Below are 22922 nucleotides of genomic sequence, written 5' to 3'. Positions count from 1 at the left end.
CGGGGAAGATGAGTCCCCGTCCGAGTTAGCGGTCTCCCGAGGTCAACCGAGACAGGAAAGCGTCCAGGTCTCTCACCTCTTCAAGGCACAGGCTATGTTCCATTCCATAGCTTTGATACTCCGGCTCGTACCCGAGGTCCTGAAGTTTCCGAAGTGCCGCCTGGCCAAGTGTTTCGGCCACGATAGGGTCGAAGCGACCATGGCCGATAAATACCGGCAACTTGCGGTTGGCTTCGCTCAGCTCAATGGTATCAGCCGTAGCGAAGTAAGTAGACAACGCAAACAGGCCGCCAAGACGCTCCGGATAGCTGAGGGCCAGCTCATAAGCCACCGCACCGCCCTGGGAGAAACCACCCAGAATGATGTTTTCACTGGCAACACCGCGCTCCCGCTCGGCCCGGATCAGCTCTGCAACCATGGCTGCGGACGCGCGAAGCTGTTCGGCATCAACCTTACGATCGACGTCCATGGCAAGAATGTCGTACCAGGCCGGCATCACCATTCCGCCATTGATGGTAACTGGCAGCTCCGGTGCATGGGGAAAAATGAAACGGACGGGCTGCTCCCGCGAGAACCGGAACTCCGGAACCACCGGCTCGAAGTCGTGACCGCTGGCGCCAAGACCGTGCAACCATATAATGCTGATTTGCGGGTTGTCGCCGGTGTCGATTTGCAGTGTTTCAAGGGGTGTCATCAAGGCTCCACTCGTGTCGAATAAGTGCCGAGACTCTACCACTTTTCAGGCTATCGAGACCAAAGATCCGTTTTGATACCCGACCACAGTTTACGGAATTCTCCTGCCGCCAGTGAGCCTGGGGCCAGCACTTCAAGTGGTTGCCCTTCTTCCCCCATACGCTCAACCGCACTCGCATAGGGGACGGCAGCAAGCGCAGGCAAGCCAAGCTTCTCTGCGTCCCGCGCCAACACATCCCGATGCAGATTCTTACGCCTATCCACCATTGAAAAGAATGGACGCAGCTTCTTAACACCGAGTTTTTTATCCTTCACAAACTCTTTCAACTGATCCCAGCTATTCAGGGACAACCAGGTGGGTACCACCGGTACATACACCTTGTCAGCCACATCCAGCACCTGCTCGGTAAGTCGGGATAACGTGGGCGGGCAATCCAGAATTACCAGGCTGGTGTCTTCCGACAAAGGCGCCAGCAGGTCTTTCAGCGCACTGCCACCGTGCTCCTGTTCAAGCTTGATGTCGAAATTTCGAAAGCTGGAATGGGCGGGGATAAAATCCAGGTTGGGATAAACGTCTTCGTGAATAAAGCGGGCAATGGGCGATTTCCCCTCCAGCAGTTTGGAGAGTTTCCGGCCCTTCACGGGCTCTGCTCCGGCAAGGTAGAAACTGGATGCCCCCTGTGGGTCCAGATCCCAGAGCAAGGTCCTCAGATTGTCCCGGCTGGCCAGATAAGCGGTGTTGACCGCAGCGGCGGTCTTTCCAACCCCGCCCTTGGGGCTGTAAAAGGCGATGATTCTCATCCTGTGCGGCTCCTGCCGTGTTCCATGTCAGTAAACACTACAGGATAACAGCGACCCAGCGGCCATTCATGAAGCTTTTATGACAACCGGCAAGCGGCGATTGGCAAGAACTGTCCGGGATAGGAGGGCACGAAAGGCTTTCGTAAAACCACTTTCACGCGGCTTTGCGAAAGCCCTCCGACCGAACCGTCTTGTCCCGGCTGCGCTTGTATTTGGTTTTGTCCTCAACCACACGCATCTGGTATTTTGGTGTTCTCAATTCCCGTTGCACAGCACTATGCTGCGTGGCTTTCGCCCGTTTTCTGGCCATCTCACAGTCTCCTCTTCTGGCCGGTGTTTTGTGGCGGTTAGTATAACATCTTCGGATTCAGCAAGAGCGTAAGCAATGACACTCACTGTCTGGCTGACCTTTCTGGTCGCAGCTGTTTTTATCAGTATTTCGCCTGGTGCCGGCGCGGTGAATTCCATGAGCAGCGGGCTTCGCTACGGGGTGCGTAAATCTCTGCCCACCATTGCCGGTCAGCAATTCGGTTACGGCGCACAGATCGTGCTGGTAGGCGCCGGGCTGGGCGCAATCGTCGCCTCCTCCAATACTGCTTTGGCAGTGATCAAATGGATTGGCGTGGTTTACCTTATCTGGCTCGGCATCCAGAAATGGAGGGAGCCACCTATTGAAGCATCCCGGGCGGACCTCTCCGGATTCAGTCCAAGACAGCAGTTCTGGAACGGAGCTCTGGTAAACCTCACCAACCCGAAGGCCACCATCTTCCTGATTGCCCTGTTCCCCCAGTTTCTGGTGGCGGGCGCGCCCCATGGTCCTCAGTTGGCAACCATGGGGGCTACGCTGATCTTTGTCGATATCCTGGTGATGGTAGGCTATGCCATTCTCGCCAGCCAGCTGTTCCGGTTCATGACCACCCCTGCGCGCCAGCGGCAAATGAACCGGGTTTTTGGTGGCCTGTTCGTGACCGCAGCGGTGGCCCTGGCCAGTTTCAAGAGAGCCTGAATTGCCACTGGCTGATAGGTAGTTCTGTGTAATTGTGCGGCCATTGCGATTGCCGTCAAATACTCCGACATCAACCTGGGAGCCAACAACGTGCTGATTGCATCTCTCGCCATTCTTGCCGGCCTTGCCCTTCTGGTCTGGAGTGCCGACCGGTTTGTTGAAGGATCGGCCGCTACGGCTGGCCATTTCGGAATGCCACCTTTACTGATTGGCATGGTGGTGGTTGGCTTTGGTACCTCGGCACCGGAGATGGTGGTTTCCGCGCTGGCGGCCTCTCAGGGCAACCCCGGCCTGGCGCTGGGTAATGCCTATGGTTCCAACATCACCAACATCGCCCTGATTCTCGGTATCACCGCCGTGATTGCCCCCATTGCCGTACACTCTCAGGTGATGCGCAAGGAATTGCCGATTCTGGCCTTGGTTACCCTGGCGGCGGCCTGGCTGCTGTTTGACGGCGAACTCAGCCGGCTGGATGCGGCCGGCCTGCTGGTGCTGTTTGCGCTGGTGCTGGGCTGGAGTATCTGGTCTGGCATGAGAAAAACCGATGATGTCTTCGCCTCCGAAATGGATGCCGAGCTTGCCACTCATCCCATGCCCATTCGCAACGCGATGCTCTGGCTGGTCGTGGGGCTGGTTCTGCTGATTATCAGCTCCCGTATTCTGGTCTGGGGCGCAGTCGATCTTGCCACTCGCTTTGGCGTCAGTGACCTCGTGATCGGCCTGACCATTGTGGCTATTGGCACATCTCTGCCGGAACTGGCCTCTTCTATCATTGCGGCCCGCAAGGGCGAGCATGATCTGGCTTTGGGTAATATTCTGGGCTCCAACCTGTTCAACACCCTGGCCGTGGTCGGTATTGCCGGCTCCATTGCCCCCATGGCGGTGGCCAATGAAGTCTTGATCAGGGATATTCCAGTGATGGTGGGCCTGACCCTCGCCCTGTTTGTGCTGGGCTATGGAGTTCGCGGGCCCGGGCGTATCAATCGTGTGGAAGGTGCCGGGCTGCTGGCTATCTTCGTGGGCTATACGGCCTACCTGCTAAGTACCACCTTTTAAGAGAGCAGTCCCGGGGTCAGCAACCATTCACTGACTCCCGGATACTGCTCCAGATCCAGGACAAACTCCTGACCACGTGCCGCGCACTTTAAGCGGCAGTATTCCCAGGAATCCTCCAGGCGCCAGCGTTCCGGATTGTGATGATAACTGAGGGGTGACTTACCAGGTTGGGGCATGAAGCCAGCCGGTAAGCGCCAGTCCGTGACCTTTGCGGCTCCGGGTGCGGTCAGCCGGTGCTGATCTGACAAAGCCTCCACGGCTCCGGCGGCTGGCAAATCCTCATGCAAGCCTGGAATCTGAAGCCTGTCGCCGCTGACATAGAGACTGTTCTGTGCTGATCGCTCGCCATGCAGGTGCGGATGATAGCGAGCCCAATCCGGTACCGGCGACGCGTCGCCCAGAGGCCAGACGTCGGCCACCTGCAACCAGCCCCAGACAGCGTGAAACGGTCGGCTACCGGGCACAAAGCGCCATCGTCTCCGATAACGTTCCACCGGCCGGAACAGCGCAAAAAACAGAAAAAGATCACTAGGCCCAATGTCATGATTGGCCAGGTGCGCCTGGGCCGAACTGTGCTGGCCAAGCACCGGGCGCCAGCCTGGCAGCCGGGGATAGGCGCTTTCGATGACATCCGGATCCAGATGCGCACCACGTCTGGAAAACGCCTGCTGCCCGGTTAGCTGCGACACCAGCGAACCAATGCTTTCGCCGTGGCGCCGGACCTGGCTATAGCGAATGGGCGACTGCTCGTCCGGAATGGGCAGTGCCAGGCAACTGCCATCCGGGAAGACCGGATTGGGACAGCCACCTGCGGAACTGTCGAAGCCTTTTCTGCTGAGGATCAGTTTCATAGCCGAGCATTATTGACCAAAGCGGCGCAAACAAAAAAGGCCCGTCGGCGTTTGCCGGCAGGCCTTAAGGTTCTGCTGCGCGGAAGTTACCGCACCGCGTTCGCCACTTCGTCCACTTGCAGCCGTACGCTCTGCAAGCCGCCACCGGACAGGTACCAGAGGCCTGGGTTAAGCACCACGACTTCGGTAGACACTCCAGCCTCTGCCAGCGAAGCTTTCAACGTCTCCGGCGCCAGCGGTTCATCCCCGATCGCGGCACTGCGATCAACCACCAGCAGGGTATCCGGCGCCATTTGCGCCAGAACATCGGCTGTTACCGGATAGAAGGTACGCTCGCCACGCACCACGGGCTGCACACTGTCTGGCACAGCCGCAGGTGTCAACGCCAGTAGCTCGTAGACCAATGCTTCCTGCCGGAGTGAAAAGTTCCCGTTATTATGGGTCACCACGGTAACGGTACCTGCGTCGGCCAAGGTCGCCTTTTGCGCCTCAACGTGCTGCCAGAGCGCGTCCAGCTCTATGCCAGCCGCCTCTTCAAGGCCGTAGTAGCCAGCCAGGCTGAGCACCCGGTCATTCACCGCGGCCTGAAGATTATTCCCCTCCAGCGTGACATCACGCACTGGAGCAGCCTTCGCAAAGGACGCAAGGGCTTCCGCGCCCTGGCGCCCGGTTATCAGTACCAATCCTGGTTTCAGGTCAGTGGCCAATGCCAGGTCGGGGGTCTTCAGACCGCCTGCGTCCGGCAGCCTTGCACCCAGGTCCGCCAGATAATCCGGCAGGCTCTGGTGTGGAATGGCCACAACCTTTTCTTCCAGACCCAGCTCCAGCAAGGTGTCCAGTGCACCGTGATCGTAGCTGATCACCGTGGGGCCGGTTACTTCCGTCGTGGTCGCGCACCCGGTCAGGGTTATGCCGGCCAGAGCAAAAGCCATAATCCGTTTCATTGAAGTCATGGTTACTATCCTCAGAAGTCGACCGCCAGGCCAAGGTTCAGGCGACGGCCATCCAGCACCACGCCATAGTCATCATTGGTGATTTCTTTATCAGCCAGGTTGTACAGACCCGCGGTCACCCGGGCAGAATCGGTCAGTTGGTAAAGCAGGCCGGCATCCATCAGCGTGTAACCCGGCGTGCCATCTGACATGCTACGGCGGCCAAGGTAATCGCTGGTTTCGCCACGGTAGTTGGCCTGGAACCAAAGATTCAGGCGGTTATTCGCTTGCCAGTCCAGGTTGGCGTTAGCCATGTGCTCAGGAATTTTGTTCAGCGGTTCGCCTTTGTACTCGCCGGTCTTCTGTTCAGAATCGGTGTAGGTGTAGCTGGAATTCAGAGTGACCGAGTCGGTCAGCCGGTAATCCAGCGTCAGTTCGACGCCTCGCATTTCGGCTTCGTCGATGTTGGCCCGGGTACTCAGGAACAGGTAGTCGTTGCCCTGAAAGCTGCAGGTCCAGGTGGCCGGGTCATCGCGATCCCCACTGGGAGACTCACAAAGCCGGTCTTCGGCAATCTTGTCTTTGAAATCGGTCTGGAACAGCATCACGCTGGCGTTCAGCCCCATGGCCCGGCTATCAAACACCATGCCCGCCTCGTAGCTGATACTGGATTCCGGATCCAGTTCCGGGTTGCCGATGATCAATGCCCGTGGATGCGGCGCAGGTGAGCCACCGCCGCCAGTGCCACGGCCGAAGCCTTCGGTCACATCGGCCAGACCCGGCTGACGATATCCCGTAGACACCCCACCCTTGAGGGTCAGCTCTGGCGTCAGATCGTAAAGTGCGTAAACCCTTGGTGAAAACTCACCGCCAAACAGCTCGTCATCGTTGTAACGCAGCCCTGTGGTCACCGACAACTGCTCGGTCAGCCCCCACTCCACTTCCGAGTACACCGCAGCGATCCACCGATCAACACTGCGGACGGCGCCTGGGATATTGGATGTCAGCAAACCGTTGGTTTCGTCGGTCAGCTTTTCCTTCTTGTACTGGCCACCCACCGTCAGCACATGGTCGCCCCAGAACCGTGTAGCCTGGGTATCCAGCATCGATACTTTCTCTTTCTTGGTCTGATCCTGTACCCGCTCGGACAGGTCATGCTGGATAAAGCTGCGGGTCAACCAGTCGCCATAGTTGCCGGCATGAGACAGCACGTATACATCTTTGTCATAGATGTAGTTTGAGCCGGTTTCATCCTCTGCCACACTCTTGCCGGGTGTGCTGGTCTCTTCCAGACGGGAGCTGTCGTAACTCAGGGCAAATTCGTTGCGACTATCCGGAGTCAGAATCAGCTTGGCACCACCCTGCTTGCGCTTGCTTTCCGGGGTGCTGCGTGCGGAGTCATCGGCACCGGCAAAATCACTCTCATCGTCCCCTCCCCAGGCGGCATTCACTTCCGCACTGAGCAGATCCTCCACCAGTGCGCCGCCGGCAAACAGGCTGGTCTGCCGGCTGTCGTTGCTGACATCGTTCAGAGATTTGGTGTACTCGGATGAGATAGTGCCCGCCCACTCACCACGGTTTTTGCGGGTGATGATGTTGATAACGCCGCCCATGGCTTCAGAACCGTACAGCGAGGACATCGGGCCACGGATGACTTCAACCCGCTCGATCATGGAGATGGGCGGCAGAGCAATCTGCTTGCCACCGTCCTGGCCGTTGGTGTTTACCGAACGCCCCGCTGAGACCGGCCGACCGTCGACCAGATAAAGCGTGTAACTGTCGTCCATCCCCCGAATGCTGATGTCCTGCGCACCACCGCCACCGGTTACGTACACTCCCGGGATGTTATTCACCGCATCGACAATACTCTTGTAGGACTTCTTCGCCAGCTCCTCGCCAGAGATCACCGAAATACTGGCCGGCGCATCCGAGATGTTCTGCTCAAAGCCAGCGGCAGTCACCACAATTTCACCCAGCTCAACGGGCTCGGCCTGGGCCAGACTTGCGGTGCTGGCACTGGCCAGGGCAACCGCTGACGCCAGCAAAGGAAAACGACGGCGCATGAATAACTCCTTGTGTTGTGCAACGTTCACGATGTATCAGTTTTCGCATTTGCGAATCATTATCAGTGGCGTGAACATTAACACAGCGCAAGGGTTCAGGTGTTGGAATGATGCGTTCCGCTTTTCGGAACAGCCTGTGTGGCAGTACCAACGCCCCCAGTCCATTCCTCCGGGATACAGCTTCGTAGATGAGCAATAAAGGCCCGCACCCGACGGGGAAGAACACCATGAGGATAAAGCAAGGTCACTGGCAGGTCGGGTCCATACCACTCCGGTAGACAGGACTGAAAACTGCCGGGATGAGCCGTCAGCCGACGTTCCACCAGCCAGACCGGCATCAAGCCCAGGCCGCGGCCCGCGGCAATGGCGTCACCCTGCACATTGAACTGGTCCACGGTAAACCGACGGTCCGGTAGCGATAGCGGAAAATTGCCCTGGCGGGAGTGGTGCAATATTACCCCGGTGTCTGCCATACCCAGCAGATCCACCCAGGGATGATGGGCAAGCTCTCCCGGTGCAGCCGGCTTGCCGTGCTGCCGGAAATAGGCCGGGCTACCGAAAATACCCTGCTTGAGTACACCGAGCACCTCCTGGCGCAGCACTGTCTCACCGGTCTCGCCCAGCCAGATACACACACCGTCCTCGACCGCTTCCGGCAGGTTCCTCTGGGTGTGAATCGCAACACGAAGGTCGTCATGGTCAGCCATAAAGGACTCAACCACTCCGGAAAACCAGCCACGCACAAAAGATTCGTGACAACGCAATTCCAGCTTGCCGGTTACCTCGGCTTTGAGTTCGTCCAGTGCCTCCCGCCCCTGCACCACCAACTCGAGAATGTCGTTGCAATAGCGGTAGAACACACGCCCGGCATCGTTCGGCACGATCTTCCGGGATTGTCTCAGCAACAGTGGCTGCCCCACATTCTCCTCCAGTTGTCGAATCCGGCGGCTGAGAGTGGACTTGGGTAGTCCCAGATCCCGGGTACTGGCGGTCAGGCTGCCGGTGCGCACTACCGACACGAAAGCTTCCAGCTCCTGCAAGTCATACATGATTTGGTTCCATTATTTGCAACTGACCGTTCCAACTTATCACTTTAAAACCTTAACGAGAACCATTATCATTATTTTCCATTAAAATTTGCAAGCTATCTAACACCCCGCTGCCGGAGCGCACTGACCATGACATGCCGCACTCTCACCCCCAGACAGACGCTTCTCCGATCCATTGCCGTACTGGCACTCTCCGCCATGGGCGCGGGTACCAGTCTCGCGGATACCCGGTCTGTGGAAACGGCCTATGGCCCGGTAACGGTCAACGGCCAGCCAGAGCGAGTAGTCACACTGTACGAGGGGGCCCTGGACACGACACTGGCTGTCGATGCCAACCCAGTGGGTGCTGTAATTACCCGTGGCGGCAGCGACGTTGCCGATTACATCAAGTCCCGGGCAGGCAATATCGCTATTGTGGGCGCACCGGCCGAAACCAATATTGAAGCGGTTATCTCCGTCCGGCCCGATCTGATTCTGGCAGCACCGCGCACCAATAAGCAGCAATACCAGTTGCTGTCGCGGATCGCGCCGGTGATCGTGTCAGATGTTCCCATGTTCCAGCCGGACAGCTGGGAACGGGAAACCCGCCTGTTCGCCAAAGCCCTGGGGAAGGAAGAGGCCGCTGAGCAGGTGATTGCTAAAGTCGAATCCCGCATTGGCGAAGTGGCCGCCCTTGTGGCGGCTCGCATCCCGGAAGCACAGCGAGATGCCACCCTGGTTCGCTGGATGCCCCAGGGGCCACTGGTGATGGCGGAAGGCCTGTTCTCGGCCTCGATTCTTCAGGCAGTAGGCTTCCGGATAGATGACAATGATCTGGTTAAAGAAGGTCGCCCCCATAGCGAACCACTGAGCCTGGAGAACCTGTCCAGCATGGATCAAAGCTGGGTATTCCTGGCGACACTGAATGAAGATGGCGATAAAGCACTGGAGGCAGCCCGCCAATCCCCGGCCTTTGCCCGCCTGGATGCGGTTGAACACGACCGGGTGATCACCGTCAGCGGGCAACTCTGGACCAGCGCTACCGGACCTCTGGCGGTACTGGCCATTCTTGATGACATCGAAGCCGCGGTCACTGCCATTCAGCCCTGAAGCGCCCAATGTTGAACGCTCTATCCCCGACTAGCGTGGTTGCGTCTCGCGCTTTTTTCCCGCCGCTTCTGGCTGCGGGATTTTTATTATTACTGGTGGTACTGGCCAGCCTGCTCTATGGCGCCGGCCCGGTGTCTGCCAGCGATGCCATGGCGGCGCTGATGGCCAATGGCACGGAGGAAGCCTGGTTCGTGGTCACCGAACTTCGGCTGCCCCGCACCATCATTGCCCTGGTCACCGGCCTCGCACTGGGCCTGGCTGGTGCCCTGCTCCAGTCCATGACCCGCAACCCCCTGGCCGAACCGGGGTTGCTGGGCGTGAGTGCTGGCAGTGGTTTTGCCGTAGCCCTTGCCATCCTGCTGGGAGCCACCACCGCCACACTCACCACTCTGGTCGCCCAGCTCGGGGCGCTGGCCGGCTGCGCCCTGGTGATCGCCGCCACCCGGGTGCAGGGACTGGGCAATGATCCTGTGCGCCTGGTATTGGCCGGGGCCACCATGACCGGTCTGCTGCTGGCATTGACCTCCATGTTGATGCTGATGGACCAGCGAGCCGCCGATGAGATTCGCTTCTGGATTACCGGCAGCGTGGCCGGCAAACCCTTGTCCATGCTTTGGGCAACGCTTCCCTCCATCACTCTCGCCCTGGTCCTGATTGCTATCGTGGCACGACCACTGGCAGCCATGGCCCTGGGCGAAAAAGCGGCCGTCGGGCTGGGACATCACCCGGGGCGAATCCGCTTCCTGATCACTTTCACGGTTGCTCTGCTGGTGGGCTCGGCAACGGCCCTCGCCGGGCCCCTGATCTTTGTCGGACTGGTGGTGCCGTTTATTGCCCGGGCCTTTTCCGGCCCCGATATCCGCAAGACCCTCTGGCTGTGTGTGCCTGTTGGCCCTGCCGTGGTACTGGGTGCCGACGTGCTTTCCCGGTTGATTGCCGCGCCCGCCGAAATGCCTCTGGGGGTGGTTACCGCGCTGATTGGCGCTCCGGTGCTGCTGGCCATTGTCCGGGCCGGCCGGATGCCTTCGCTATGACCGCAGGATTCGCCATGCCGGATAAACGCAACACGCTGGTTAATACCGCCCTGCTCGGGCTGTTAGTCCTGGCAACCATCATCTCGCTGGCCACCGGTACCGTGCAGGTTTCCCTGTTCGATACCCTCAGGGCATTAGCCGGCCACGCAGACCCGATGACCGATTTCGTGATCAACGAGCTTCGTCTGAGCCGGGTAATCGCGGGACTACTAAGTGGGGCAGCGCTGGCCATGGCCGGGTGCCTGATGCAGACCCTGGCCCGTAACCGTCTGGCGACACCGGGCATAATCGGCATCGATAACGCAGCTACCGCCTTTGCGGTCGCGTCGGTGGTGGGCGTGGGTTTATCGCTGGCACCATCAGCCATGGCATTGGCTGGAGCGGCAGCCGCCACGGCGATTGCCTTTGGTCTGGCGGGTGCCAATGGCACCCGGGGCTATCGCTTTATCGTCGCCGGCATCGGTATTGGCGCCATCGCGGGCGCAGTCACCCAGGTAATGCTCAGTCGGGTGGCGATTGATGCCGCCAATGCGGCCTATCCCTGGACGGTGGGCAGCCTGAATGCCCGTTCCGGCCAGAGTGTGCTGGTGCTCGGAGTGGGCCTTGCGGCCGGCTACCTGATTCTGATGAGCCTCAGCCGGGCCCTCAATACCTTGCAGTTCACGGATGCGGTGGCCATTGCCCTGGGCACACGACTGAAAGCCACCCGCATAATCGGCCTGGGTTTGTCGGTGATGCTCACGGGCCTGGCAGTATCGGTCTGCGGGCCGGTTGGCCTGATTGCCCTGCTGGCGCCGGAGCTTGCCCGGGCCCTGTGCCGCCCGGGCAAGGTTCCGCTCACGGCTGCGGCCCTGGCGGGCGCCAGCTTCATGCTGATTGCCGACCTGTTAGGCCGCACGCTGTTTGCGCCGCTGGAAATTCCGGTAGGCATCATTACCGCCATCGTCGGCAGCCCTTACCTGCTCTGGATACTGCTGAGACCTTCGCCACGGAGCCTGACATGAGCCACCCCCAAACCGCGACCCTTGCCGCCGACGACATCACTCTGGCGCACCGTCAGTTTGTGGTAGCGGAGAATCTGAGCCTTCATCTGCCAACGGCCCAGGTCACCGCCATCGTGGGCCCCAACGGCTGCGGAAAATCCACCTTGCTGAATGGCCTGGCCCGGATTCATACGCCCAAGGGCGGCTCGGTGCTTCTGGACGGCAAGGATATCCATCGCCTGCCGTCCAAAGAGGTCGCCCGGAAACTGGCCCTGCTACCCCAGGACAACACCGCCCCGGAAGGCCTCACCGTTGCCGACCTGGTGCGCTTCGGCCGTCAGCCTCATCAGGGCTGGATGGCACAGTGGTCGAAAGAAGACCAACGGGCCTTCGATCAGGCGATACAGGCCGCCGATGTTGCCGGACTGGCTGACCGTGCACTGGACACTCTCTCTGGCGGGCAACGACAGCGGGCCTGGATTGCCATGGCGGTGGCCCAGCAAACGCCGCTGTTACTGCTGGACGAACCTACATCGGCCCTGGATCTGGGCCACCAGATTGAAGTGTTTGAGTTGATCCGGGCACTGAGCGGACAAGGCAAGACCATCGCCATGGTGGTGCACGACCTGGCCAGTGCCTGTCGCTATGCGGACCATATGGTCGCCATGAAAAACGGAACCATTATTGAGGAGGGCGCTCCGGCGGAGATTGTCTCACCGGAGCTGGTGCAGGAACTCTACGGCGTCAGCTGCGATCTGATTCACGACCCGGCCACCGGTAGCCCGTTACTGGTCAATGTGCGCCGCAATCCCTGAGCGAGCTCAGGCCAGGGTTTCGGCCCTGGCCTTTTCCCGGGCAATCGCGGCTGGAGCTCCGGCCGCCAGCACCACCGCGCCAGCCGAGCAGACCAGCATGCTCAGCACAATAGGCAGCAGTGCATCACCTCCTAAAGCCGATGACAGCGCACTGATCCCTCCAGCCAGGGTGAATTGAGAGGCGCCCAGCATAGCGGCGGCGGTTCCGCCCAGATGCGGGAAGAACTCCAGCGCATTGGCCATGTTGTTAGGCACGATCCCGCCCTGACAGCCAATGGCGCCAATGATGAACAACGCCACCGCCCAGAACGGCCCGTCCAGAATGACCACGGTAACCAACCCGACCAGCATCAGGAACTGCAGCATAACCTGTACCCGCAACAGGATGACTGATGGGACGCGCCGCAACAGCGGCCGGTTGACCAGATTCAGCACCGCCATCAATCCGATATTGGCCGCGAACAGCATGGAGAAACTGGCGTTGGACAGGCCGAACCACTCCTGGTAGATAAACGACGAATGGGTAATGAACAGCAGCATGGTGCTGAAGCACATCACCTGAATCCCGATAAAGCGCATGGTTGTGCCGTGGCGAAGCACCAGCATGTAGTTGGTTACCAGAGTTTTCACCGGCGTCGAGGCCTGGGGCCTGGGTTTCAACCTGGGAAACAGGGCGATTTGCAGCACGACCGCCAGCAAGAGCGCGTAGCCGGCCAGAAATACGAAAATCCAGTGCCAATCGCCGAGCGCAAGCATCAACGCACCCAGTGAAGGTGCCGCGGCCGGGGCAATAAACATGATCAGGCCAATCAGGCCGAACAGGCGCGCCGCTTCCTGCCCACCCACCTGGTCGCGGACAATCGCAGGCACCGAGACCGCACAGAAGGCACCGCCGATGCCCTGTACAATTCGCCAGCCCACCAACTCCGCCAGGGTATCGGCTCCGGCAATCATCATCGCGGCAATGGCGAAAATGGTCAGCCCGACAAACAGTATCAGCTTGCGGCCATAGCGATCCGACAAAGGCCCGCCCACCAGTTGTGCGAGACCAAGGGTGGCGACATAGGCACTCAGAGTCAGGCCCACATCCGCATGGGGAATACCAAAACCCTCAGCAATATCGGGGAACGCGGGCAAATACGCATCCAGAGCCAGAGGCCCCAGGGCGACGGTCATACCAAGTAATAACGCGAGCTGAAAATGAGACAAGTGCTACCTCCGCTGACTAGATAGATAGCTAATAATATTCAGGAAAGGACCGCAATGCGCGGTTTCCGAAGCCAGCGCGGAAATCAGGTCTGGTCGAGCATGCACTCCCGGCTATAGAGTTGACTGAGTTTGCGTCGTTTCTGGCGCAGGCCATTGCCTCGATCATTGCTGTAACCGGCTCGCAACTGACCCTGAATCCGGTCCAACTGCTTCCGATATTTCTCGCACTGTTGCGCCTGCTTTTTTGCCTCTCTGGCCTGGGCATAGCGATCCTTGCTGCCGGGAGCCAGCAAGCGCTCCACTTCAGCCCGGCTTTGCCGCACCCGGTCGGCCTGGCGGATATTATCGCCCATGGGGACGGTCACCGGTGGTTTCACCGAAACACTGGAATGTCGCACCTGCCTGGGTGGCGTATCGGAAAAGTGTATGGACCCGTTGGCATCGGTCCAGCGGTAGATTTCAGCAGTGGCGGGCGCTGCCGCGGTAACGAAAAGCAGGCTCAGGGCCAGTTTCCTTGGCATGGGTTCACATCCTGTGAATAGTCTGAGGGAGAGCCCCGCCACCATCACAGCAGCGGGACAGGCGCTGGTAACTATACCGAAAGCCAGCGCCACTTTCAGGAACGGATCAGCGGTCCAGCAATTCGATCCAGTGGTTCACCGGTACGTCTGCTTTGCTCTCCAGGTGCAACTGGCAGCCAATGTTGGCCGTCACAATTCGTACCGGGTTATCCACCGTCAGCGCCTTGAGCTTGTTATCCAGCAGCTTCTGGCTCATCTCCGGTTGGGTAATGGAATAGGTACCCGCCGAGCCACAGCACAGGTGCTTGTCTTTGGTGGCCGCCAGGTCGATGCCCGCTTTGGTGAGCACCTGCTCCACTACTCCATTCTGTTTCATGGCGTGCTGCAGGGTACACGGACAGTGGAACGCCACCTTGCCGGCCTGGGCACTGGCCTTCAGGGGCTCCAGGTCTTCCTTCAGCAGGAACGCCCCAAGATCAGTGCACAGCTCGCTGACCTTCCTTGCCTTGTTGGCGTAGACCGGGTCATCTTTCAGCAGATGGCCGTAATCCTGGACCATGGCACCACAACCTGACGCGGTCATGATGATGGCCTCGGCTCCGGCTTCAATGGCGGGCCACCAGGCATCGATGTTGCGGCGCATCTGTTCCAGACCACGCTCATGTTCGGAAAGATGGTAGTTCACCGCGCCACAACATCCGGCCTCGGGGGCTTCCACCATGGTCACACCGAGCTTGTCCAGCACCCGGGCCGCAGCCGCGTTGGTATTCGGCGCAGCTGACGGCTGAACACAGCCGGCCAGAGCCAGAACCACGCGGCTGTGGCTCGACGAGGGCCAGGGGCTTGCGTGTCGGCGAGGAGGCACCTTGGTGCGCAGCCGCTCCGGCAGTACCGGACGGAAGGCCTGACCCAGTCGAAGCATCAACCCGAACAGCCGGCGGTCCGGCAGGAAACGGGTCAGCGCCCAGCGCAACCATTTTTCCTGCGGCTTGCGCGGCAGCTCTTTTTCCATCAAACCACGGCTGATATCCACCAGGCGGCCATATTTCACGCCGGAGGGACAGGTGGTTTCACAGCTTCGACACGTCAGGCAGCGGTCGAGATGTTCACGGGTCTTCTCGGTGACTTCGCCGCCTTCCAGGAACATCTTCATCAGATAGATGCGGCCACGGGGGCCATCCCGCTCGTCGTTCAGTTCCTGGTAGGTTGGGCAGGTTGCGGTGCAGAAACCGCAATGCACACAGGCCCTGAGTATCTCCTCCGCTTCCTGACCTTCGGGATCATTGGCAAATTGTTGAACCAGATTCGTTTGCATAATTACAACCAGCTATAGAGACGGCCGGGATTGAAAATGCCGTCGGGATCGAACGAGTGTTTCACGCGGCGCTGGATGGTTTTCAACGCCTCGGGTTGGCTTTGCATCACTTCGGCAGTGCGATCACCACCCCGGAACAGGCTGACCTGACCACCGGCAGCACGAGCCAGTGGCTCCAGATCGCTGAGTGAGGCCTGGCCGCGATACCATCGCTGGGAGCCAACCCAGTCGATCATCCAGGGGCCGTCCAGCTTCGGCGTTCTGGCGGTGGAATCCAGGGAGAACCGCCAGAGAGGAGTTTCCGGATCGTCAAAGAAGCCGTGCTGCATGTCCTGAACCTCTCGCCAGAACTGGTCACCCTCAGCCATAACCTCGCCACCCCACTTCTCGGCGGTCGCCTCAACCGCTGATTTTGCACCGGCCAGGCGCAGGTACACCTTGCCATCGACCCAGCAGGCACCGGTGATGGGTTTGGGCTCACCGGCACGGCGGTTCATGTACTCCACCACCTCGTCCATGGCCATCTCCCGCACCAGGGTAACGGTGGCCGCCGGCTTAGGCATGACTTTCAGACTGATTTCGGTGATCACCCCGAGCGTTCCCATGGCGCCGGCCTGCAAACGGGAAACGTCATATCCCGCCACGTTTTTCATCACCTGGCCACCAAAACGCAGGTGTTCGCCCTTGCCGTTCAGCAGGCGAATACCCAGCACCTGATCCCTCACCGAGCCCGTCCAGGGCCTGGCGGGGCCGGACAGGTTACAGGCCAGGGTGCCACCGATGGTGGATGCGTCGCCAAAATGCGGCGGCTCAAAGTGCAGACACTGGCCCTGCTCCGCCAGCACCGCTTCAATTTCTTTCAGGGTGGTACCGGCACGTACCGTCAGCACCAGCTCTACCGGATGGTATTCCACCACGCCAGTGTGCTCGGCCAGGCTCAGAGTGCTGGCATCAGCATCGCTCTGACGCCCCATAAAGGACTTGCTGCCGCCGCCGACAATGTTGAGTTTCTGCCCGTTACTGCGGGCCTGGAGCACCTGCTCCTGTATCGTTTGGATCTGATCAGCCATGGGCAGTGTCCGCCTTTTCGTGCTTGTGTTGCTTGTGCTCGATGGAGCGGTATTCCTGACAGAATTTCAGGGTGGGCACCCCTTTGCCCGGGTTCAGAATTCCGGTGGGGTCGAAGGCCGCCTTCACATCGTGGAACTGCTGCAGCTCGTCATCATTGAACTGCACCGCCATCTGGCGGATTTTCTCTACGCCCACGCCGTGCTCACCGGTGATACAGCCACCCACCTCAACACAGAGTTCCAGGATCTTGCTGCCGAACGCCTCGGTGCGCTCAAACTCGCCCGGCACGTTGGCATCAAACAGGATCAGCGGGTGCAGGTTGCCGTCGCCTGCATGAAACACGTTCGCCACCCGCAGGCCGAACTCTTCTGACATCTTCTCCATTTCCAGCAATACCTTGGCCAGATAGCGACGCGGAATGGTGCCATCCATGCAGTAATAATCCGGCGAGATACGCCCCACCGCCGGGAAGGCCGACTTGCGCCCTTTCCACAGCAGCGCGCGCTCTTCCTCACTCTGTGAGGTGCGAATGGAGGTCGCGCCCAGCTTACGGAACAGCGCTTCGGCCTCTGCGATGTGTTCGTGCACTTCCTCTTCGGTGCCGTCCACTTCACACAGCAGCAGGGCCTTGGCATCCCGTGGATACCCGGCTCCGCAGAAGTCATCGGCCGCGACAATGGCATGACCATCCATCATTTCCAGGCCACCGGGGATGATGCCGTGGGAGATCACGCCTCCCACCGCGTCGCCCGCTTTCTCGATGCTGTCGAAGCCCGCCATGATCACCTGTGCCACTTCCGGCTTGGGCAACAGTTTCACCTTCACCTCGGTGACCACGCCCAGCAGTCCTTCAGAGCCGGTGAGCAGCGCCAGCAGATCCATGCCGCAACTGTCCAGGCCATCGCTGCCGACCGTCACCCGGTCCCCCTCGGCGGTAATCATTTCCACGCTGAGGATGTTATGCACCGTCAGGCCGTACTTCAGGCAGTGCACGCCACCGGAGTTTTCGGCCACGTTGCCGCCAATGGTGCAGGCGATCTGAGAGGAAGGATCCGGACCGTAATAGAGGCCATACTGTGCGGCTTCTTCACTGATCGCCAGGTTACGGACACCCGGCTGCAGGCGTGCGGTGCGACCAATCGGATCAATGTTCAGAATTTGGTTAAACTTGGCCAGCGAGAGCACTACCCCTTCCTTATGCGGCATGGCACCGGCACACAAACCGGTACCGGCACCACGGGCCACCACCGGCACACCGTTTTCGTGGCAAATGCGCATGACACGCTGCACCTGTTCCACGGTTTCCGGGAGCACCACCAGCATGGGCATTTCCCGGTACATGGCCAGGCCATCGCACTCATAGGGTTTCAGGGTTTCGTCATCGGTGATGACGAAGTCCGGGTCAATAAAGGCCCGGAACTGCTCCGCCAGCTGGGATTTGCTGATACGGGATTGAGTATTCATAAGAGACACCGGTTACTGGCGTTTGCTTTCAAAATGGTCGATGCCAGCCTGGGCACAGTCCATGTCCTGTTGTGGCGTGCCCGAGCTGAGACCGATACCGCCGACCACTTCACCGTCTACCATCACCGGCAGGCCACCGCCTACCGTGCTCAGGCGACCGCCCACTTCAGTATGTATACCGAAGGCGAGGTTGCCCGGCACGTTGGCGGCATTGTAGTCGTGGGTCGCTTTGCGCGCGGCCGCAGCGGTAAATGCCTTGTCCTGTGCGATGGTAACACTGGTCACTTTGCCCCCGTCCATACGCTCAAAGGCGATCAGCGTGCCGGACTCGTCCACCACTGCGATGCACATGGGCACGCCGATTTCACGGGCCTTGGCCGCCGCACCCTCAATCAGGATGCGTGCATCAGACAGGTCGAGACGATGAATGGTCAACATAACGATTTACTCCTCTTGGTTAGCCATAAGCGAGATTGGGCAGCCAGGTAGTGATGGCCGGGAACACAATGCACAGGAATACGCCCAGGGCCTGGATGGCCAGGAACACCAGGGATGACTTGAAGATGGTGCCCATGGAAATTTCCGGCGGGCACACGCCGCGGATATAGAACAGCGCATAGCCGAAGGGCGGGCTCAGGAACGACATCTGCATATTCACCAGATACAACACCCCGAACCACAGCACCACGTCGTCACCAGACACGCCCGGCAGGCCAAACAGACCCGGGAACTCCAGGGCTTCCACAATGGGGATAAAGATAGGCACCGCCAGCAGCAGGATGCCGACCCAGTCCAGGAACATGCCCAGGACCACCAACAACACCATCAGCAGGAACAGGATGCCGTAGGCCGGTAGGCCTGTGCCCAGAATGGATTCGGTAATAAAGTCCTGACCACCCTGGAGAATGTAGAAACCTACAAACACCGAGGCACCAAACATGATCCATAGCACCATGGCGGAAGCCTTCGCGGTGGTCACCGAGGCATCCCGCAGAGTCGCGATGGTGAACACCTTGTGTTTCATGGCCACGAGAATGGCGCCAAATGAGCCGATGCCGGCCGCCTCAACCGGTGTGGCAATGCCGCCAAAGAGCAGGCCAAGCACCAGGAACACCAGAATGAGAGGCGCAATCAGGTCTTTCAGAAGCAGCAGCTTGTCTTTCAGGCCGATGCGTTCCTCCTTGGGAATGGGAGGCCCGAGTTCGGGGTTCAGCTTCGCCCGGATCCAGACATAGAACACATACAGGCTGGACAGCAGAACGCCAGGAATCACCGACCCCAGATACAGTTCACCCACCGATTGCTGGGCAACCACGGCATAGAGGATCGCCAGAATCGAGGGCGGAATAAGAATACCGAGGGTACCGCCCGCCATGATGGAGCCGAGGGCGATTTTGTGGTCGTAACCCCGTTTGAGCATGGCCGGCAGGGCAATGATCCCCATGGTCACGACCGCCGCACCGATAACCCCGACCATCGCTGCAAGAATAGTAGAGGCCACAATAGTGGCAATGGCCAGGCCGCCGCCAACACCACCCATCCACTTGTAGACGACGTTGAACATCTCCTCGATCAGCCCGGCCCGTTCGAGCATCGCCGCCATGAAGATGAACAGCGGAATAGCGGCCAGATCGGAGTTGGTCATCATCGGGAAGATGCGGCTGGGGATGATGTTCAGCATCAGCGAGTCGCCCACCAGATAAATGAAGGCAACCCCAAGACCACCGGTAACAAACGCCAGTGGCAGACCCATCATCAAAGCCACCAACAGGGAGCCGAACATCAGGTAGGTGAGCGGTCCGATGTTCACATCGGCCAGGCTTCCGGCCAGCTTGAACAGGAATTTCTCATCGCTGAACGGGTCGTAGAACAGAATGTTGACGAACTCGACAAACATCACAAAGGCCAGCGCAGCGGTGGCCAGAATCATCAGCCAGGTGCCAAGCTTGCCTTTGAGGTTGCCCTGGCCCGGATTGTTCACTGTAGTGGTAGTCATGCGTGTTGCTCCCGGCCAAGCTTGACGAACAGGGCAATGTCCTTGATCAGTTTGGACAGGCCCGCCAAGGTAAGTAGAACAGCCCCCAGCAGCATCATGGCCTTGACCGGCCAGTACTGGATGCCCCAGGTCTCGACGGTACGTTCATCCATCGAGTAGGAGTTCTGGAAAAAGGTCCAGGAGGTAATCACCAGCGCCAACGCAAACATGAAGAAGAACATGGAGGTGAAGATATCCATGCCAATCCGGCCCCGCACAGGCAACAGGTTATAGATCACATCGACCCTCACGTGGGCGCCATGCAGCAGGGCAAACGCGCCCGCCAGCAGGTACTGCATACCGAACAGCAGAAAGCTGGCCTCATGCACCCAGATGGTCGGCATATTGAAGATGTAGCGCATAACCACTTCAAAAAAGTAGAAAACAACGGCGTTTACGGTCCAGAAGGAAATAAACACGCCAGATTTTTCGCTGATCCAGTCGATAATCCGGGTAAACCAGTTCGCGTAATCCGACTCGATGGTTTTCGACATTTCGGCTTCGATCTGCTGAAGCTTCTCGTTTGCCAGGGCATTCTTGTCAATCGCCTGCACGCCACGGCTACTGGACCAACGGTCCCACGCCATCATCAGCAGCGGCATTACCGCCAGCCAACCCCAGTAGAACCAGTGCGGCAGCACAAAGCCAAAGTTGCTCAGATCAGACATACTGTCCTCACGTCAGTGACAACGCGGGGAAGGGAGAGAGCGCCCTGAACCAAGGCTTCCCTGCCCTTCCCCGCTTTTTTGATTGTTGTTGGTAGTGCCGGTTTACTTGCCAGCCGCCTTGAGGTCTTCCTCGGTGACGTAGCCCACGGTGTCGTTCATCATGTACTCGAGCTGCATATCGAAGATGGCCTTGGCATCCTCGTTCTTGTTCGCCCAGTTGTACCAGATGGGAATTGCCGCGCGACGGAACTCCTGCAGATCCTGCTGGCTCAGACGCGTGACGGTGTCTCCATCCGCCTTGAACTTCTCCATGGCTTCGATGTTGCGCTTCTGGATGGTCAGGTAGTGCTTCTGGGAGTAATTGCGCACCTCTTCCTCAACCAGCTGCTGCAGCTTGGGATCCAGGGCGTTCCAGGCACGCAGGTTCACCGTCAGGTCCATCAGATCCACCGGCTGGTAAATAGACATCACCCCTGGAGGCCCGAACAGGATGTAATCGGTCACCTGCGAGAAGCCCAGCTCATAGTTCACCGCCGGGCCCACGTAGTCCGCCGCATCGATGGTGCCCTTTTCCAGAGCCGGGAAGATGTCGGAACCCGGCAGGCTGACAGTGGATACCCCGAACTGCTGGAATACTTCAGCCACCATGCCGCCAGGCACCCGGATCTTCATGCCCTTGAGATCCGCCAGGCTGTTCACCGGCTTCTTGGAATGAATGATGTTGGCGTCGTGCTGAATCGGGCCCACGTAGAACAGCCCGTACTTTTTGTAGATCTCCCGGGTTTTCTCCAGCATGCCCAGGGAATAGAACATGGTGTCCCACTGGTGAGGCTGATCCGGGCCGGCCGGGTAAGAGGACAGGAACACCGAGGCCGGGATCTTGCCTGACCAATACAGGGTAAACGGGTTCATACCCTGCAGTACGCCATTACGTACCGCATCAAACAGCGCGTTGTTGTCGGCCGCGACCGCCTTTGCGGGGTACGGCCTGAAAATAAGTTTTCCGCCGGATTTTTCCTTGATGCTGTTGCACCATTCCTCGAACAGGTCATAGCCAACCGTGCCCGCATCCCACACCGACTGAATTTTCCAGGTAGTCGCGGCCTGGGCCTGACCGGCGCCCAGTGTCAGCGCGCCTGCCAGGGCTGCACCAACCGCCATTTTTTTGAGAAAACTCCGGCGTGGTGGGTTTGCGTCTGAATCACAATGCTTGTCGTTGTTATCATTGATGTTCATCGAAACATCTCCGTTCACTTTGTTGTTATGCAGAGGTAATCCAACACCAGCAAATGCCAGCATTAAAAAGATATTCGTAGGCAGGTGCGGTTTAGTCCAGAGAATTGCCAACTGGTCAGACCAGTTTTTAATTGCGGAAAAATGGACGAATTCGGTGCTATAGGCCATAGTTAGCGGTCTGGAGGACAACACCCGAGAAGGACTTCCTGAGCACTTGAACAACAGCAACTGGTCTGACCAGCAAGACCCGTCAGGTAGAAAACATGGGGATATCGCAGGAAATTTCCTTCAGGCTAGAGCGGCTGATTCTCGACGGCGGCCTGGCACCGGGGCAGAAGATACCCTCGGAGCGCCAGCTTTCGACCAGACTGGGGGTTTCCCGGGCCATCATTCGTGAAGCATTGCATGAACTCCAGGGGCGGGGCGTCATCGAAACCCAGCATGGCCGGGGATCTTTTGTTGCCAGCATTGTCCCGAACACAGACGATCTGGAAGACAACAACCCGTTGATGCACCTGTTTGCTGGCCACCCCCGCACCCTTTATGACCTGCTGGAAGTGCGCGAACAGTTGGAAGGCCAGGCGGCCGAACTTGCAGCCCAGCGCGCCACCCGAGGTGATCTACACCGGATTACCAAAGCCTACCGGGCCCTGGAAGACACCGACCCGCTCAGCAACGCCAAACCCGACCACGGTTTTCACCAGGCTATAATTGAAGCATCTCATAACCCGGTACTGGTACATGTGCTCAATGGTCTGAAAAACATGATGCTGCTGACCGTGCATGCCTCCGTTGCCAACCTGAATCCAAGGGCGGAGATGCGCCAGTTAATCATGAAGCAGCACAAGCAGATCTATCAGGCCATTATGGCGGGCAAGGCCAGAACCGCCCGCAAGGTGGCCATGGCCCACGTACGTTTTGTTCAGGATTCATTGAGAAGCCTGGAAAACCAGGGGGCAGAGGTCATTCGAGTCTCACTCGAGTCCAATAACTTTCACGAAAACCCAACAAAGCGGTATTGATTTCCACGG

Annotated in this window: 23 protein-coding genes; 7 read left to right on the top strand and 16 right to left on the bottom strand. The window is 59.0% G+C overall.

Features of this window, described 5'->3' with window-relative positions; genetic code table 11:
• Positions 1 to 25 precede the first annotated feature (25 nt).
• The 3 genes from ACAM27_RS05835 to ACAM27_RS05825 form a co-directional block, all read right to left on the bottom strand.
• The gene (locus ACAM27_RS05835) at positions 26 to 694 is read right to left on the bottom strand and encodes an alpha/beta hydrolase (RefSeq protein ID WP_222196658.1); all 669 of its coding nucleotides are present in this window, start codon (positions 692 to 694) and stop codon (positions 26 to 28) included.
• A 50-nt stretch (positions 695 to 744) separates the two neighbouring features.
• The gene (locus ACAM27_RS05830) at positions 745 to 1494 is read right to left on the bottom strand and encodes a ParA family protein (protein ID WP_222196656.1); all 750 of its coding nucleotides are present in this window, start codon (positions 1492 to 1494) and stop codon (positions 745 to 747) included.
• A gap of 154 nt (positions 1495 to 1648) precedes the next feature.
• Positions 1649 to 1804 (bottom strand): hypothetical protein, encoded by a 156-nt coding sequence (locus tag ACAM27_RS05825; protein ID WP_022990772.1) that lies wholly within the window; start codon positions 1802 to 1804, stop codon positions 1649 to 1651.
• Between the two features lie 75 nt (positions 1805 to 1879).
• Here ACAM27_RS05825 and rhtB point away from each other — a divergent pair, with 75 nt between their 5' ends.
• Together rhtB and ACAM27_RS05815 are read left to right on the top strand one after the other, a co-directional pair.
• Positions 1880 to 2500 carry a homoserine/homoserine lactone efflux protein gene (gene rhtB, locus ACAM27_RS05820; RefSeq protein ID WP_011786702.1) on the top strand — a complete coding sequence of 207 codons (621 nt, stop codon included), beginning with the start codon at positions 1880 to 1882 and terminating at the stop codon, positions 2498 to 2500.
• Positions 2501 to 2590: 90 nt separating this feature from the next.
• On the top strand, positions 2591 to 3556 hold the full coding sequence (locus ACAM27_RS05815; protein WP_222196654.1) for a calcium/sodium antiporter: 966 nt from the start codon (positions 2591 to 2593) through the stop codon (positions 3554 to 3556).
• Here the strand turns inward: ACAM27_RS05815 and ACAM27_RS05810 are convergent.
• The 4 genes from ACAM27_RS05810 to ACAM27_RS05795 form a co-directional block, all read right to left on the bottom strand.
• Positions 3553 to 4407, bottom strand: a complete 855-nt coding sequence (locus tag ACAM27_RS05810; RefSeq protein WP_222196652.1) for a hypothetical protein — start codon at positions 4405 to 4407, stop codon at positions 3553 to 3555. The two genes, ACAM27_RS05815 and ACAM27_RS05810, sit on opposite strands and share 4 nt — an antisense overlap.
• A gap of 86 nt (positions 4408 to 4493) precedes the next feature.
• Positions 4494 to 5360: an ABC transporter substrate-binding protein gene (locus ACAM27_RS05805; protein ID WP_222196650.1), complete on the bottom strand. Its 867-nt coding sequence runs from the start codon at positions 5358 to 5360 to the stop codon at positions 4494 to 4496.
• 11 nt (positions 5361 to 5371) lie between these two features.
• Complete coding sequence (locus ACAM27_RS05800) at positions 5372 to 7402, bottom strand: TonB-dependent receptor domain-containing protein (protein ID WP_222196649.1); 2031 nt, start codon at positions 7400 to 7402, stop codon at positions 5372 to 5374.
• Between the two features lie 95 nt (positions 7403 to 7497).
• Positions 7498 to 8451 carry a LysR family transcriptional regulator gene (locus ACAM27_RS05795; protein ID WP_222196647.1) on the bottom strand — a complete coding sequence of 318 codons (954 nt, stop codon included), beginning with the start codon at positions 8449 to 8451 and terminating at the stop codon, positions 7498 to 7500.
• A gap of 129 nt (positions 8452 to 8580) precedes the next feature.
• Here ACAM27_RS05795 and ACAM27_RS05790 point away from each other — a divergent pair, with 129 nt between their 5' ends.
• From ACAM27_RS05790 to ACAM27_RS05775, 4 genes are read left to right on the top strand one after another with little or no spacing between them, the layout of a single operon-like run.
• Positions 8581 to 9540, top strand: coding sequence for an iron-siderophore ABC transporter substrate-binding protein (locus tag ACAM27_RS05790; protein ID WP_222196646.1), 960 nt, complete (start codon positions 8581 to 8583; stop codon positions 9538 to 9540).
• An 8-nt stretch (positions 9541 to 9548) separates the two neighbouring features.
• Positions 9549 to 10574, top strand: coding sequence for an iron ABC transporter permease (locus ACAM27_RS05785; protein WP_222448729.1), 1026 nt, complete (start codon positions 9549 to 9551; stop codon positions 10572 to 10574).
• A 14-nt stretch (positions 10575 to 10588) separates the two neighbouring features.
• Entirely contained in the window at positions 10589 to 11578 is a 990-nt protein-coding gene (locus tag ACAM27_RS05780) for an iron chelate uptake ABC transporter family permease subunit (RefSeq protein ID WP_222449067.1), read from the top strand.
• Positions 11575 to 12372 (top strand): ABC transporter ATP-binding protein, encoded by a 798-nt coding sequence (locus tag ACAM27_RS05775; protein ID WP_222448728.1) that lies wholly within the window; start codon positions 11575 to 11577, stop codon positions 12370 to 12372. Before ACAM27_RS05780 ends, ACAM27_RS05775 begins: the two co-directional genes overlap by 4 nt.
• A 6-nt stretch (positions 12373 to 12378) precedes the next feature.
• Here the strand turns inward: ACAM27_RS05775 and ACAM27_RS05770 are convergent, their stop codons facing one another.
• The 9 genes from ACAM27_RS05770 to dctP all read right to left on the bottom strand — a co-directional run bounded on the left by ACAM27_RS05770 (position 12379) and on the right by dctP (position 21816).
• Positions 12379 to 13581 carry a multidrug effflux MFS transporter gene (locus ACAM27_RS05770; protein ID WP_011786712.1) on the bottom strand — a complete coding sequence of 401 codons (1203 nt, stop codon included), beginning with the start codon at positions 13579 to 13581 and terminating at the stop codon, positions 12379 to 12381.
• Between the two features lie 83 nt (positions 13582 to 13664).
• Entirely contained in the window at positions 13665 to 14102 is a 438-nt protein-coding gene (locus ACAM27_RS05765; RefSeq protein ID WP_222448727.1) for a DUF4124 domain-containing protein, read from the bottom strand.
• Between the two features lie 106 nt (positions 14103 to 14208).
• The gene (gene glcF / locus ACAM27_RS05760; protein WP_141067954.1) at positions 14209 to 15417 is read right to left on the bottom strand and encodes a glycolate oxidase subunit GlcF; all 1209 of its coding nucleotides are present in this window, start codon (positions 15415 to 15417) and stop codon (positions 14209 to 14211) included.
• Between the two features lie 2 nt (positions 15418 to 15419).
• On the bottom strand, positions 15420 to 16487 hold the full coding sequence (glcE, locus tag ACAM27_RS05755; RefSeq protein ID WP_222448726.1) for a glycolate oxidase subunit GlcE: 1068 nt from the start codon (positions 16485 to 16487) through the stop codon (positions 15420 to 15422).
• Complete coding sequence (locus ACAM27_RS05750; protein WP_369612686.1) at positions 16480 to 17952, bottom strand: FAD-linked oxidase C-terminal domain-containing protein; 1473 nt, start codon at positions 17950 to 17952, stop codon at positions 16480 to 16482. Before ACAM27_RS05750 ends, glcE begins: the two co-directional genes overlap by 8 nt.
• Positions 17953 to 17964: 12 nt before the next feature.
• Entirely contained in the window at positions 17965 to 18390 is a 426-nt protein-coding gene (locus ACAM27_RS05745) for a heme-binding protein (RefSeq protein WP_014422553.1), read from the bottom strand.
• Positions 18391 to 18409: 19 nt separating this feature from the next.
• The gene (locus tag ACAM27_RS05740) at positions 18410 to 19948 is read right to left on the bottom strand and encodes a TRAP transporter large permease subunit (RefSeq protein WP_014422554.1); all 1539 of its coding nucleotides are present in this window, start codon (positions 19946 to 19948) and stop codon (positions 18410 to 18412) included.
• On the bottom strand, positions 19945 to 20655 hold the full coding sequence (locus ACAM27_RS05735) for a TRAP transporter small permease subunit (protein WP_014422555.1): 711 nt from the start codon (positions 20653 to 20655) through the stop codon (positions 19945 to 19947). The genes ACAM27_RS05740 and ACAM27_RS05735 overlap by 4 nt, the downstream gene beginning before the upstream one ends.
• A 102-nt stretch (positions 20656 to 20757) precedes the next feature.
• Positions 20758 to 21816 carry a TRAP transporter substrate-binding protein DctP gene (gene dctP, locus ACAM27_RS05730; RefSeq protein WP_369612865.1) on the bottom strand — a complete coding sequence of 353 codons (1059 nt, stop codon included), beginning with the start codon at positions 21814 to 21816 and terminating at the stop codon, positions 20758 to 20760.
• 338 nt (positions 21817 to 22154) lie between these two features.
• On the opposite strand from dctP, the gene ACAM27_RS05725 reads away from it, so the two are divergent.
• Positions 22155 to 22913 (top strand): FCD domain-containing protein, encoded by a 759-nt coding sequence (locus ACAM27_RS05725; protein WP_369612685.1) that lies wholly within the window; start codon positions 22155 to 22157, stop codon positions 22911 to 22913.
• Positions 22914 to 22922 lie beyond the last annotated feature (9 nt).

Origin of the sequence: Marinobacter sp. RI1, from assembly GCF_041155085.1 — a bacterium.
In the GTDB taxonomy this organism is placed as follows: Bacteria; Pseudomonadota; Gammaproteobacteria; order Pseudomonadales; family Oleiphilaceae; genus Marinobacter; species Marinobacter nauticus.
This window is presented reverse-complemented; position numbering and strand designations above follow the sequence as displayed.